The 12,994-nt window shown below is 63.0% G+C and carries 9 protein-coding genes, 1 pseudogene and 2 riboswitches; of the genes and pseudogenes, 4 read left to right on the forward strand and 6 right to left on the reverse strand.

Translation table 11 applies throughout. The features are described from left to right. Positions 1-91 precede the first annotated feature (91 nt). The 4 genes and pseudogenes from DKB71_RS19255 to cobW all read right to left on the reverse strand — a co-directional run bounded on the left by DKB71_RS19255 (position 92) and on the right by cobW (position 6,687). Complete coding sequence (locus DKB71_RS19255) at positions 92-637, reverse strand: vWA domain-containing protein (protein ID WP_408601132.1); 546 nt, start codon at positions 635-637, stop codon at positions 92-94. 119 nt (positions 638-756) lie between these two features. Next, positions 757-1,755 (reverse strand): ATP-binding protein, encoded by a 999-nt coding sequence (locus DKB71_RS19260; protein ID WP_408596687.1) that lies wholly within the window; start codon positions 1,753-1,755, stop codon positions 757-759. 32 nt (positions 1,756-1,787) lie between these two features. Next, positions 1,788-5,616 (reverse strand): annotated as a pseudogene (gene cobN, locus DKB71_RS19265) (cobaltochelatase subunit CobN). 3 nt (positions 5,617-5,619) lie between these two features. Continuing rightward, positions 5,620-6,687: a cobalamin biosynthesis protein CobW gene (gene cobW / locus DKB71_RS19270; protein ID WP_323626088.1), complete on the reverse strand. Its 1,068-nt coding sequence runs from the start codon at positions 6,685-6,687 to the stop codon at positions 5,620-5,622. A 98-nt stretch (positions 6,688-6,785) separates the two neighbouring features. Continuing rightward, positions 6,786-6,998: riboswitch (cobalamin riboswitch) on the reverse strand. Between the two features lie 177 nt (positions 6,999-7,175). After that, positions 7,176-7,401: riboswitch (cobalamin riboswitch) on the forward strand. A gap of 120 nt (positions 7,402-7,521) precedes the next feature. On the opposite strand from cobW, the gene DKB71_RS19275 reads away from it, so the two are divergent. The 4 genes from DKB71_RS19275 to cobM all read left to right on the forward strand — a co-directional run bounded on the left by DKB71_RS19275 (position 7,522) and on the right by cobM (position 9,672). Further along, complete coding sequence (locus DKB71_RS19275; protein ID WP_408596690.1) at positions 7,522-7,716, forward strand: CbtB-domain containing protein; 195 nt, start codon at positions 7,522-7,524, stop codon at positions 7,714-7,716. A gap of 11 nt (positions 7,717-7,727) precedes the next feature. Beyond that, positions 7,728-8,432 carry a CbtA family protein gene (locus DKB71_RS19280; protein WP_408596692.1) on the forward strand — a complete coding sequence of 235 codons (705 nt, stop codon included), beginning with the start codon at positions 7,728-7,730 and terminating at the stop codon, positions 8,430-8,432. After that, the gene (locus DKB71_RS19285) at positions 8,429-8,842 is read left to right on the forward strand and encodes a cobalamin biosynthesis protein (protein ID WP_323606367.1); all 414 of its coding nucleotides are present in this window, start codon (positions 8,429-8,431) and stop codon (positions 8,840-8,842) included. The genes DKB71_RS19280 and DKB71_RS19285 overlap by 4 nt, the downstream gene beginning before the upstream one ends. 83 nt (positions 8,843-8,925) lie before the next feature. Continuing rightward, positions 8,926-9,672, forward strand: a complete 747-nt coding sequence (gene cobM, locus DKB71_RS19290; protein WP_408596694.1) for a precorrin-4 C(11)-methyltransferase — start codon at positions 8,926-8,928, stop codon at positions 9,670-9,672. 122 nt (positions 9,673-9,794) lie between these two features. On the opposite strand, the gene nfuA is transcribed toward cobM, so the two are convergent. Further along, complete coding sequence (nfuA, locus tag DKB71_RS19295; RefSeq protein ID WP_007912592.1) at positions 9,795-10,379, reverse strand: Fe-S biogenesis protein NfuA; 585 nt, start codon at positions 10,377-10,379, stop codon at positions 9,795-9,797. Positions 10,380-10,578: 199 nt separating this feature from the next. After that, a complete protein-coding gene (locus DKB71_RS19300) occupies positions 10,579-12,876 on the reverse strand; it encodes a fatty acid cis/trans isomerase (RefSeq protein WP_408596697.1) in 2,298 nt (765 codons plus the stop codon). Between the last annotated feature and the right edge of the window lie 118 nt (positions 12,877-12,994).

Here is a 12,994-nt window from a genome sequence, read left to right on the forward strand (position 1 = left end):
GGGAATCCGGCGTTTATGATTTCTGTGTCTCACCCGGATCACTGTGGGAGCCAGCCTGCTGGCGATTGGGCCAGCACAGACAACGCAGAACTCAGCCCGGAAGTAGTTCGTCGATATGCCGATATTCGGATTGCAATTGCGCCGCCAATACCTTGCTGCGTTCGAGACGAATCGGCCCGCGCTCGATGTCGATCACCAATGCAGGACAATCGAGCGTGGGCAACGACGGCCATTCTTTCAGACGGCCATCGGTCACCAGCAACAAGCGCTGCTGCTCCGCCGGAAAACGCTTTTGCCGCGCGGCCAGCCAGCGCCCCGCTTCACCCAGCGCCGCCAGCAACGGCGTACCGCCACCGGCGCCCAGGCCATCGAGCCATGGGCGCAACCCCGTCGACGCTTTCAGCCCCTGCACCTGCCACTTCGGCAGCGCACCGCTGGCCGTCAGCAAGGCCAGGCGCGCGCGCTGGCGGTAGGCGTCGTCGAACAATTGCGCCAGCAAACCCTTGGCATCGCTCAAGGCTTGATGACGCCGGGTGGACGCCGAGGCATCGACGATCACCAGCCACAGTTCATGAGCTGAACGCGTGCGTTGCTGGAACAACACGTCCTGGCGCTGCCGCGGCCGACCGTTGAGCAGCGTGCCTGGCCAATTGATCGAGCCACCATCGGCCGCGTGACGTTTACCCTGTTTGCCGGAATCGAGCCGTCCGGCACGGGGTCTGGCATTCGCCCCCGCGTCAGATCGAGGGCGAATGCCTAGGGCTTTTTTGGCCAGCTCGGCACTTCACGCCGCGCGCCGACCGGCAGCGCTTGAGCGGGCATTACGCCCCACTGGCCCTGGCCTTCGCTGGGGTTGGAATTCTGCCCGGACTGGGCCTGGTTCTGTTGTGGTGCAGGTGGCGTATGCTCTCGACGACGATGGCGCAGGGCAAACTCGGCGACCGCGTCGATATCCTCTACATCAATCGATGCAGCCCCGCGCCACGCCGCATGCGCACGCGCCGCGCGCAACCAGACCAGATCGGCACGCAAGCCATCGACACCGGCGGCAAAGCAGCGCTCGGTAATCTGCGCCAGCGCTTCGTCGTCGAGGGGAATGCCCGCCAATGTGCTGCGGGCTTTTTCGCAGCGCTCACGCAACGACTGCTGCTGGCTCTCCCATTCGGCGCAGAATCGTTGCGGATCACTGTCGAAATCCAGGCGTCGACGGATGATCTGCCCGCGCTCGGTCGGGGCGGTGTGACCACCGAGGACGACGTTCAAGCCAAAGCGATCGAGCAATTGCGGGCGCAACTCGCCCTCTTCCGGGTTCATGGTGCCGATCAGCACGAACTTCGCCGAATGCCGATGGGAAATACCGTCGCGCTCAACCAGATTGGTGCCGCTGGCGGCCACGTCGAGCAGCAGGTCAACCAGGTGATCGGGCAGCAGATTGACCTCGTCGACATACAACACGCCGCCGTCAGCCTTGGCCAGCACACCCGGGGAAAATTGTGCGCGACCCTCACTCAGGGCCGCGTCGAGGTCGAGGGTGCCAACCAGGCGTTCTTCGGTGGCCCCCAGGGGCAAGGTGACGAACTGGCCGCTGGCCAACAGGTCCGCCAGGCCGCGGGCCAGGGTCGACTTGGCCATGCCGCGCGGGCCTTCGATCAATACGCCGCCGATCTTCGGGTCGATGGCGGTCAGGTACAGCGCGAGCTTCAGATCGTCGGCGCCGACCACGGCGGAGAGGGGGAAATGGGGGGTGTCGGTCATTGTTCAATCTCGGTCATGGTCGGTGGTGTTTATCAGCTGTCTTCTTCTATATCCAGCAACAGGTTCTCCAGGGCCTCGCGGTAATCCCCCGGCTCTTTCCACATCCCCCGCTGCTGCGCTTCGAGCATGCGCTCGGTCATGTCGCGCAGGGCATGAGGGTTATGCTCACGCACGAAATCCCGCGTACCCGGATCGAGCAAATAGGCATCCGCCAGCAGCGCGTACTGGTGATCGTCGATCAACTGCGTGGTGGCGTCGAAGGCGAACAGGTTGTCCACCGTCGCCGCCATTTCGAAGGCGCCTTTGTAGCCATGGCGCTTGACCCCGTCGATCCACTTCGGATTGGCCGCCCGGGAGCGGATGACCCGGTTCAGCTCTTCCTTCAGTGTGCGGATCTTCGGCAAGTCCGGCTGGCTGTGATCGCCGTGATAACTGGCCGCTGCCTCGCCACGCAGGCTTTCCACGGCGGCCAGCATGCCGCCCTGGAACTGGTAGTAGTCATTGGAATCGAGCAGGTCGTGCTCGCGGTTGTCCTGGTTTTGCAGCACGGCTTGCATCTGGCCCAGGCGCTGGGAGAACTGCTCACGGGCTGCGGTGCCTTCGTCGGAACCGCCGTAGGCGTAGCCGCCCCAGTTCAGGTAGACCTCGGCCAGGTCCTCGCGGCTTTGCCACAGTCGACCGTCGATCGTACCCTGCACGCCCGCGCCATAGGCGCCGGGTTTGGCGCCGAAAATGCGCCATCCGGCCTGTCGCCGGGCAGCGTCTTCATCCATCCCCGATTGCAGCAGCGCCTGACGTTCGGCGCTCACCTTGGCGGCCAGGGGATTGAGGTCGTCTGGCTCGTCCAGCTCGGCCACCGCTTGCACGGCGGCATCGAACAGCCGGATCAAGTTGGCAAAGGCATCGCGGAAGAAACCCGATACACGCAGGGTAACGTCCACCCGCGGTCGATCAAGCAAGCTCAACGGCAGGATTTCAAAGTCGTCTACCCGCTGACTGCCGGTGGCCCAGACCGGGCGCACGCCCATCAACGCCATGGCCTGGGCGATGTCGTCGCCGCCGGTGCGCATGGTCGCGGTGCCCCAGACCGACAGGCCGAGTTGACGCAAATGATCGCCATGGTCTTGCAGATGGCGTTCAAGAATCAGGTTGGCCGACTGGAAACCGATGCGCCACGCGGTAGTGGTTGGCAGGTTGCGCACGTCCACCGAATAGAAGTTGCGCCCGGTCGGCAGCACGTCGAGGCGACCGCGACTGGGTGCGCCGCTTGGGCCGGCGGGGACGAAACGGCCACTGAGGGCGTCGAGCAGGCCGCGCATCTCTGCGGGACCACAGGCGCGTCCGGTCTGGGGGCGACCACTTCGCGTAGGTGGTCGAGGATGGCGTTCACGTCAGACCAACTCGCGCTCTGTGGGGAGCGGGCTTGCTCGCAACGGTGTCAGAATGAAAGGTGATGTGGCTGACACGCGCTTCGCGCAACAGCCCGCTCCCACAGGAGATCAGCTGTGTGGCGAAAAGTTCGAGACGTTCGCGGGTGTCGCCGGTGGTGCGCCAGGGTTCCTCGCTTAGCGATAATAATGCGTTCGGGCGCGGTCCGCTCCATGGGTCGGCCAGCGCACAATCCAGCGGATCGAAGCCCAATTCGAACGCCTTGGCCAACGCCCGCAGCAGACTCGACTGCGCACCACGACCATCGCCCCGTGGAATGCGCAGCAGCGCGAGCAAGGTATCGATGCGCAGCCGTCCCACCGGGGATTCGCCAAACACGTGCAAACCATCGCGGATCTGCGACTCTTTCAAGTCACACAAGTAGGTGTCCAGGCGCGGCAACCAGATCGCCGCATCGGCATCGCTGTTCAGTTGGTCGTCCAGCTGCAATTCGCGATCGATGTGCGTGTCGCGCACCAGTTGCAGGATATCGCGCTGCAATTCCCGGGCACGGCGCGGGTCGAGCAATTGCGCCTCGTAATACTCGTCGGCCAGCAGTTCGAGGTTGCGTAGCGGCCCGTAGGTTTCGGCGCGGGTCAGCGGTGGCATCAAGTGATCGATGATCACCGCTTGCGTGCGGCGCTTGGCCTGGGCGCCCTCGCCCGGATCGTTGACGATGAACGGATAGATGTTCGGCAGCGGCCCGAGCAGTGCATCCGGCCAGCAGTGCTCCGACAGCCCGACGCCCTTGCCCGGCAACCATTCCAGGTTGCCGTGCTTGCCGACGTGGATCACGCCATGGGCACCGTAGGTGTTGCGCAACCAGAAATAGAACGCCAGGTAGCCGTGGGGCGGCACCAGGTCCGGGTCGTGGTAAACCGCACTCGGGTCCACCTGATAACCCCGCGCGGGCTGGATGCCGACGAAGGTCAGGCCAAAACGCAACCCGGCGATCATCATTCGCCCGCCACGGCACATCGGATCGCTGTCCGGCGCACCCCAGCGGTCCAGCACGGCCTGGCGGTTGGCTTCGGGCAACTGGTTGAACATGAGCCAATAGTCGTCCATCGCCAGGCTTTGCTGGCACGGACGCTGGTCGAGGGTATCGAGGTCGTTGCTGACACCGCCGAGCAATTGCTGGATCAACGCGGTGCCGCTGCCTGGCAACTGCGCCGGTAGCGGATACCCTTCCCTGTGAAGCGCACGCAAGATGTTCAGCGCTGCGGCCGGGGTATCGAGGCCAACGCCATTGCCGATACGACCATCGCGGGTCGGGTAATTGGCCAGGATCAGCGCAATGCGTTTTTGCCCGTTGGGTACCCGCGCCAGCTCGATCCAGCGCCGCGCCAGTTGCGCGACAAAGTCCATGCGTTCCGGCTGCGCGCGGTAGCAGACCACGTCGGACTGACTGCGCTCGCTGCGCCAGGCCAGGTCCTTGAAGCTGATCGGCCGGCTGATGATGCGCCCGTCCAGTTCGGGCAACGCAATGTGCATCGCCAGGTCTCGCGGGCCGAGGCCCTGTTCGCTGGCGCGCCAGCCCGGCTCGTTGTCCTGGGCACAAATGGCCTGGATCACCGGAATATTGCGGCGAAACGGTCGCAAGTGCGGTGCTTCAGGGCTCGATTGGGCGAAACCGGTAGTGTTCAAGATCACTGAGGCTGAAGTTTCATCCAGCCAGTCCTCGACCACCGAAAGGCAGCCAGGCTCTTTCAAACTGGCCAGCGCAACCGGCAACGGGTTCAACCCCGCCGCCTGCAGGCGCTGGCAGAAAACATCGATGAACGCGGTGTTCGCCGCCTGCAAATGCGAGCGGTAGAACAGTACCGCGGCCACCGGTTGACCGGCCTGCCAGTCGGCTTGCCAGTCAGTCAGTTGCGCGGGGCTTTTTCGCGGGTGGTAAATCGCCGTTCGCGGCAGGGTTTGCGGTTCGGCCCAGGCGTAGTCGCGATCCAGCCAGCGATTGGCCAGGCAGCGGAAAAAGTCGAGGGCATTGCCCATGCCGCCCTGGCGCAGAAACTGCCAAAGACGGTCACGTTCCTCGGGGCCCACGGTGCTGAGATCGCTGAGCTCCGGGTCCGGGCGATCGTCGCCCGGTACCAGTATCAGCTGCACGCCGCGCTGCGACAGCTCCACCAGCCGCTCGACGCCATAACGCCAATAGGCAATGCCGCCGTGCAGCGAAATCAGAATGACTTTGGCGTGGCGCAACACTTGGTCGACATACAGGTCGACCGACGCATGATTCTGCACCTGCATCGGATTGGCCAGGCGCACGCTCGGGTAGTCGTCGGGCAACTGCTGAGCCGCTTCGGCGAGCAGCGCCAGGCTGGAGTCGCCGCTGCACAGGATCACCAGCTCGGCGGGGGTTTGTCCAAGGTCGGCAATGTTGTCATCCGACACGAATCCGCCGGGCTGGGTCCTGAGCAGGTGCATGGGTTACACGCTGAGCGCGGCGCGCAATTGCGCTTCGAGCAAGGTGGCGTCCAGTGCCTGGCCGATCAATACCAGGCGCGTGGTACGTGCCTCTACAGCGCCCCACTGGCGGTCGAAATGCTTGTCGAACCGGGTGCCCACGCCCTGGATCAGCAGGCGCATAGGCTTGTTCGGGATCGCCGCGAAACCCTTGACGCGCAGGATGCTGTGCTCGACCACCAGTTGGGTCAACGCATCCATCAGCAGGCTTTCGTCGGCTTGCGGCAGTTCGATGGAGATGGAATCGAAGGCGTCGTGATCGTGGTCGTCATGATCATCGCCATCGTGGTGATGATCATGGTGGCTGTGACGGCTGTCGATGTGCTCTTCGGAACCGGCGCCAAGGCCGATCAGCACGTCCAGCGGCAAGCGACCGCTGCTGGCTTCGATAACTTTCACCGCCGGCGGCAATTCCTCGGCGACTTCCAGGCGCACGCGAGCCAGGTCTTCCGGGCTGATCAGGTCGGCCTTGTTGAGGATCACCAGGTCAGCGCTGGACAGTTGGTCGGCGAACAGTTCGTGCAGCGGCGATTCGTGGTCCAGGTTCGGGTCGAGTTTGCGCTGGGCGTCGACCTGGTCCGGGAAGGCGGCGAAGGTGCCCGCCGCCACGGCCGGGCTGTCGACCACGGTGATCACCGCATCGACGGTGCAGGCACTGCGAATTTCCGGCCACTGGAAGGCTTGCACCAGCGGTTTTGGCAGGGCCAGGCCCGAGGTTTCGATCAGGATGTGGTCGAGATCGCCGCGACGGGCCACCAGTTCGCGCATTACCGGGAAGAACTCTTCCTGCACGGTGCAGCACAGGCAGCCGTTGGCCAGCTCATAGACACGGCCGTTGGCTTCTTCTTCAGTGCAACCGATGGAGCACTGCTTGAGGATTTCGCCGTCGATGCCCAGTTCGCCGAACTCGTTGACGATCACCGCGATGCGGCGGCCCTGGGCGTTGTCGAGCATGTGCCGCAGCAAGGTGGTCTTGCCCGAGCCGAGGAAACCGGTGACGATGGTGACGGGGAGTTTGGCCAGTGTTTTCATCGGATGCCCTTTGGCAAGGTGGCGGGCATACGGGACGAGGACCGGCCACGCACAAGCGCGCCAGAAGCGTTCGCCACCGGATCACCCCGCCCGGTTGTAGTGAGAATCTGTATCGAGGCAGGTCTCCTGGCTGACGGTGTGCTGGCCTTCAAGCCTGGCATTCGCTGCGCCTTCCCGCGGGCTCGGACTTGAGCGTGCAGTGGCGTGGCAGCGAACATCACCGTTCACAGTTGCGGGGGCAGCCGCGGCATTGACCGCGTTCCCTTCTTAGCTTCGACAAATGCCGAAGAACCTCGAATGCGCAAGGCTACGCATGGTATTGGGGCGGGTCAATGTTCACATGAGATTGGCGGCGCCCCCTTCGCGAGCAAGCCCGCTCCCACATGGGAATGCGATCACCTGTGGGAGAGAGCTTGCTCGCGATGGGGTCGACTCGGTCCCGAGTTGAGAACCCTTGCCAATTGACGCCCGCCCCTCGCCCATGCTCTCCTACGCACCTTGTTACGGGTGCCCTTCACAGGGTGAAACGGGAAACCGGTGAATCATGTGCTTTACTCAAGCCCATGTCAGTCCGGTGCTGCCCCCGCAACGGTAAGCGAGCGAAGCGTCAGATCCACTGTGCCAACGTGGCATGGGAAGGTGACGCTTGCAGGTCAAGGCTAACGCCTGCGCCCCTCGTGAGCCCGGAGACCGGCCCGCAACACAAAGTGACCAACACGATCACTGACTCAACAAACCCGCGGTGGGCGGGCGCTGTTCGGACTTCTGCGCGCTCGGTCGTGCGAGGGCCTGCCTGCGCTCTTATTCCCCGCTGACAGAACAGAGGGAAGCGCCATGTCGATCATCAGCAGCACCGGCCACAGCACCACCGCCAGCAGCACCACTACCCTGTCCCAACGCCTTACCGCCGCCGCTTGCGCGTCGATCCTTGGCGCGTGCCTGGTGTATTTCGCCGGTTTCTCGCACATCGAAGCGGTGCACAACGCCGCTCACGATACCCGCCACAGCTCAGCGTTCCCGTGCCATTGAGACCTGCCGACATGATCAAGCGTATTGCGCAAACCGCAGGTTTCAGCGGGCTGCTGGCTGCCCTGCTGCTGACCCTGCTGCAGAGTTTCTGGGTTTCTCCGCTGATCTTGCAGGCCGAAACCTACGAGAAATCGGAACCTGCCGCCGTTGAAGTCCACGAACACGCCGCGGGCGTCGCTGCCCACAGCCACGACGCCGAAGCCTGGGAGCCGGAAGACGGCTGGCAGCGCGTGCTGTCGACCACCGGCGGTAACCTGGTGGTGGCAGTCGGCTTCGCCTTGATGCTCGCCGGCCTCTATACCCTGCGCGCGCCGACCAAGACCTCCCAGGGCCTGCTCTGGGGCCTGGCCGGTTACGTTACCTTCGTGTTGGCGCCGACGCTCGGCCTGCCGCCCGAGTTGCCGGGCACCGCGGCGGCGGATCTGGCGCAACGGCAGATCTGGTGGATCGGTACTGCAGCTTCCACCGCAGTCGGCATCGCCCTGATCGTATTCAGCCGAAACTGGCTGATGAAGATTCTCGGCGTAGCCATCCTCGCCGTTCCGCACGTGATTGGCGCACCGCAACCTGAGGTGCATTCGATGCTCGCTCCAGAAGCTCTGGAAGCTCAGTTCAAGATCGCTTCGCAGCTGACCAACGTGGCGTTCTGGCTGGCCCTGGGCCTGATCAGTGCGTGGTTGTTCCGCCGCAAAAGCGACGGTCAATACCAAGCATGACTGAACTTGGCACAGCGCCGACCCTGGTGGTCGGCCTGGGCTGCCAGCGTGGCTGCCCCGTCAGCACGCTGCGGGCATTGCTCGACCAGGCATTGCAGGCGCACCAGATCGAACTGCATCAGATCAAGGCCCTGGCCAGCATCGACCAGAAGCGCGGCGAACCGGCCCTGAGCGAACTGGCCGAGCAGCTTGGGCTGCAGATGATGTATTTCAGCAGTGAACAACTGGCGGGCTATCAACCCCGACTCAGTCACCATTCGGATATCGCCTTTGAACGGACCGGGTGCTATGGCGTGGCAGAAAGCGCCGCCCTGGCGCTGGCCGAACAACTGGCCAACGCCCCGGCCAAATTGCTGATCCCGCGACAAAAATATGCCCAGGCCACCCTGGCATTGGCCGGCGCCGCGTAAAATCCCCGATAATCCACACGTTCGATCATGAGCAATCTTCATCTGAAGCCTGCCCATCCCCCTATTTCCAACAGGAACTGACGATGACCGTCTACTTCATTGGCGCAGGTCCCGGCGACCCCGAACTGATCACCGTCAAGGGCCAGCGGCTGATTCGCAGCTGCCCGGTGATCATCTATGCCGGCTCGCTGGTGCCCGCCGCGGTACTGGAAGGACACCGCGCCGAACGGGTGGTCAACAGCGCCGAATTGCACCTGGAACAGATCATCGAACTGATCAGCGCGGCCCATGCCAAGGGTCAGGACGTGGCTCGCGTGCATTCCGGTGATCCGAGCCTGTATGGCGCCATCGGTGAGCAGATTCGCCATTTGCGTGAACGGGATATTCCTTTCGAAATCATTCCCGGTGTCACCGCAACGGCAGCCTGCGCGGCGCTTCTGGGCACAGAACTGACCTTGCCGGACGTGTCACAGAGCGTGATCCTGACGCGCTATGCCGACAAGACCGTGATGCCCGCCGGAGAAGAACTGGCCAGCTTGGCGCAGCACGGGGCGACCATGGCGATTCATCTGGGGGTCAATCACCTGGCAAAAATCGTCGAGGAGCTGCTGCCGTTTTACGGCGCCGACTGCCCGATTGCGGTGATTCACCGGGCGACCTGGCCGGATCAGGATTGGGTGGTGGGGACGCTTGAGGACATTGCCGGGAAGGTTGAAGCCAAGGGGTTTCGGCGTACGGCGTTGATTCTCGTGGGTCGGGTGTTGGGCAGTGAGCATTTCAGTGAGTCGTCGCTGTATCGTGCTGGACATGCGCATTTGTATCGGCCATAGGGCCTCTTCGCTGGCAAGCCAGCTCCTACAGATTTTGTGTTGACCGCGATAGGGCCAGTGGATTTCACCCATAAAAAAACGGCGCTCACGGGGCGCCGTTTTTTTATGCCGCAGCGAACACCTTAGTAGTAGGCGTTTTCTTTCTGCGTGTGGTCAGTCACGTCACGCACACCCTTGAGCTCGGGAATACGCTCGAGCAAGGTGCGCTCGATGCCTTCCTTCAAGGTCACGTCGGCCTGGCCGCAGCCTTGGCAACCGCCACCGAATTGCAGGACGGCAATGCCGTCTTCGACCACGTCGATCAGGCTGACCTGGCCGCCGTGGCTGGCCAGCCCCGGGTTGATCTCGGTTTGCAGGTAGTAGTTGATGCGCTCGTTGACCGGGCTGTCGGCGTTGACCATCGGCACTTTGGCGTTTGGCGCCTTGATGGTCAGCTGGCCGCCCATGCGGTCGGTGGCGTAGTCGACCACGGCATCGTCCAGGAACGCTTCGCTGAAATGGTCGATGTAGGCGGTGAAGCTTTTCAGCCCCAGCGCGGTGTCTTCGGGTTTTTCTTCGCCCGGCTTGCAGTAGGCAATGCAGGTTTCGGCGTACTGGGTGCCAGGCTGGGTGATGAAGACGCGAATGCCAATGCCCGGGGTGTTCTGCTTGGAGAGCAGATCAGCCAGGTAATCGTGGGCGGCGTCGGTGATGGTAATAGCGGTCATGGAAACTCCTCGCAGGCTTGGACGCAGTTTACGCCAATCATCGCCGCGGACAAAGTCCTAGTATTTTTGTCGGGAAAAGATGCGGAGCTTACCCCTGTGGGAGCGGGCTTGCTCGCGAAGGCGGTGGAGCGGTCACCATTGATGTTGTCTGACATGACGCCTTCGCGAGCAAGCCCGCTCCCACAGGGGGTTCGGGGTTTTAGAGGTTCTCGTAGCGATTCATGTCCAGCACGCCCTCTTCCACCGGTTCGGTTTCGTGGATATAGCGACTCAAATCATGGAAATACTGCCAGAACTGCGGGTGGCTGCGACGGATCCCCCAGCGCTCGACGATTTTCTCCAAACGATTGGCATCCTTGGCATTCTCCATCTCATCGACAAATTGTGGCACTTGATCGGCGGGGATATTGAACATGAAGTTCGGGTAACTGCTCAGAACCCCGGGGAAAATGGTCAGCGTGTCGAGCCCCGGCTGGTACCGTAGCGACTCACCGATCAGGAACGCCACATTACTGTGCGCGCGGTTGCGCAGCAGGCTGTAGACCACACGCTGACCGCTCGCGGTTTCGACCCGCAGCATGGTCGCTTCCGGCAGTAGATCGATGACCCTGAGCCCGGCTGCCGGCCGTGAGGCCAGGCGACTCAACGACTGCTCGGCGGCCTGCAGCGCTGGATCGATGTTCGGCCGCGAGCAATAGGCGCCGTCGCAGCGGTTGATCGGATCAGGCCTGGCATCCAGCTCGCCGTAGCGTGCCAGCAACTGCATCGCAAAGTCGCGCTTGGGGTCCTGTTCGTTGAGTTTCAGCGCGGTCGGCGTGTCGTCGTCGATGGATTCATAGTCCAGCCACATCTTGAATCTCCCGCTGTTCTGGTACCAGTCGTCGAGGTACCCCTCCCGCGAGTCAGCCGGCATCAGGCGCAGGAAATTCTGCTCGGCGCCATTGCGGATCAGGTCGAAATACAGGCGCGTCTGGGCCTGGTGGGACACATTGCCAAACACGTCGAAATTCACCGCCAACTGATAATAGGTGCGCTCCAGCAGCGGGAAATCGAACAGCCACATCGTCTGTGGCACGTCGCCGATCAGGCCCTTGGTCACCGCGGCGCTGTCGAAGTGGCGGAAAATGCTCAGCAGCGCGTTTTCGTTGCCGGCCCACAGGCTCGACCAGCTTGGCGCCGGTAGATCGGCGTAGCTGTCCCGACGCAGCGCCTCGTATTCGTTGCGTTTGTCGCGGTAGTCGTGCCACAGGGTGAGGACGCTGCCAACGTCGTCGTTTTGCCCAGGCATCGCCAGCAACGGCGTGGCCTGGCCGCGATAGTTCGGGTCGGTGATGTAGAGGTCGTGTTCCGGCGCCTGGAACAGCGCCCAGAAGTTGTCGCGGATCACATCCGTGGCGATCTGCCCCCGGCAGACCGGGCCACGAATGAAGGTGCGCACGAAATACTCGGCGTTATCGAGCATGAACTGATAACGCGCCTGGGCCGGGATCGCTTCGAAGGTGGAAAAGGGGTTGGCCCGGCGTTCCGGGCCGTAACCCGGCAAGGCATTGACCTGCCAGTCGCCGTTATAAAAGAGGCTTTTGACCCGCGCCAGCTTCGCCGCGCTCAGCGGATAGGTGATGTGCGTCTTGTGCACGATCACGCCCTGCACCGGCCACAGGCGGTAATACACCTGGGTGCCGGGGTCGTCGTTCGGCCGACGGGTATTGATCAGGTCGATGGGTTGGCCGGTGGGCGTGCGCGAACGCACCCACTGGAAGAAATGCCCCGGCTCGCCATCCTTGAAATAAATGTGCGCGAGAAACCAGTGCTCGAACAACCAACGCCCTACCAGGCTCTGCCGTGCGCCCGGCGCATTGAGCAGGTTTTCCCACTGCACCACCTGCAACGCTTCTTTGGCGCTGGGCACCAGGGCCTGTTCATCGATCGGCGCACCGGAAGCCAGCCAGCGTTGCAGCGTCTGGTATTGCTGATCGGTCAGGCCGGTGACCGCCAGGGGCATGCCTTCCTTGGGGTGAGCGCTGGCATATCCGTCGAACTCGCCCGGCAAGGCGCACATGTTCTCGCGATTGAGACCCAGGACGATGTCCGCAGGCAATTTGGCATTGGGTTGCAACGCATTGCTGTGCCCCAGTTCCAGCATGCGCGCCATCAATGCGGCCTGGCTGCCCTGGGCGTCGAGCACCGAATAGAAGCCTTTCTGTTGCCAGGCGCGCTTGCCGAATGCGTCAAAGAACAGCCGGCTCGGCGCGACCGCCTGGCTGCGATCGCCGTCATACACCGGGACTTTCGTCGCGCCACGGGCCGCGCCCTCCCCGCTGCCCAGGTTGAGCTGACAGGCGGCGTCGTTACAGGCGTGGCAGGCCACGCACTTTTCAGTGAAGATCGGCTGGATGTCGCGACTGTAGGAAATGCCGGCGGATAGCGCCGGGTCTTGCGCAACCGCGCCCCAGCTTAATAGCAGCAATACACTGCTGATGACGACGTGATACGACATGTCCCTGGTCCCGATCCTTTAGAAAACGCCGCGATTCTACCGGGCTGGCCGCCACACCAACATGAGCGATATTCATGGAAAACCCGGACATGCTCTAAAAGCGCACAGGTTTGCTATC

Source organism: Pseudomonas sp. PLMAX (assembly GCF_046042685.1).
Lineage (GTDB): Bacteria > Pseudomonadota > Gammaproteobacteria > Pseudomonadales > Pseudomonadaceae > Aquipseudomonas > Aquipseudomonas putida_AE.

Coding starts and splice junctions, on each gene's coding strand:
- DKB71_RS19285 (WP_323606367.1), top strand. CDS start 8,429: ATGACTGAACTTGGCACAGCGCCGACCCTGGTGGTCGGCCTGGGCTGC.
- DKB71_RS19260 (WP_408596687.1), bottom strand. CDS start 1,755: ATGACCGACACCCCCCATTTCCCCCTCTCCGCCGTGGTCGGCGCCGAC.
- DKB71_RS19300 (WP_408596697.1), bottom strand. CDS start 12,876: ATGTCGTATCACGTCGTCATCAGCAGTGTATTGCTGCTATTAAGCTGG.
- nfuA (WP_007912592.1), bottom strand. CDS start 10,379: ATGACCGCTATTACCATCACCGACGCCGCCCACGATTACCTGGCTGAT.
- DKB71_RS19275 (WP_408596690.1), top strand. CDS start 7,522: ATGTCGATCATCAGCAGCACCGGCCACAGCACCACCGCCAGCAGCACC.
- cobW (WP_323626088.1), bottom strand. CDS start 6,687: ATGAAAACACTGGCCAAACTCCCCGTCACCATCGTCACCGGTTTCCTC.
- cobM (WP_408596694.1), top strand. CDS start 8,926: ATGACCGTCTACTTCATTGGCGCAGGTCCCGGCGACCCCGAACTGATC.
- DKB71_RS19280 (WP_408596692.1), top strand. CDS start 7,728: ATGATCAAGCGTATTGCGCAAACCGCAGGTTTCAGCGGGCTGCTGGCT.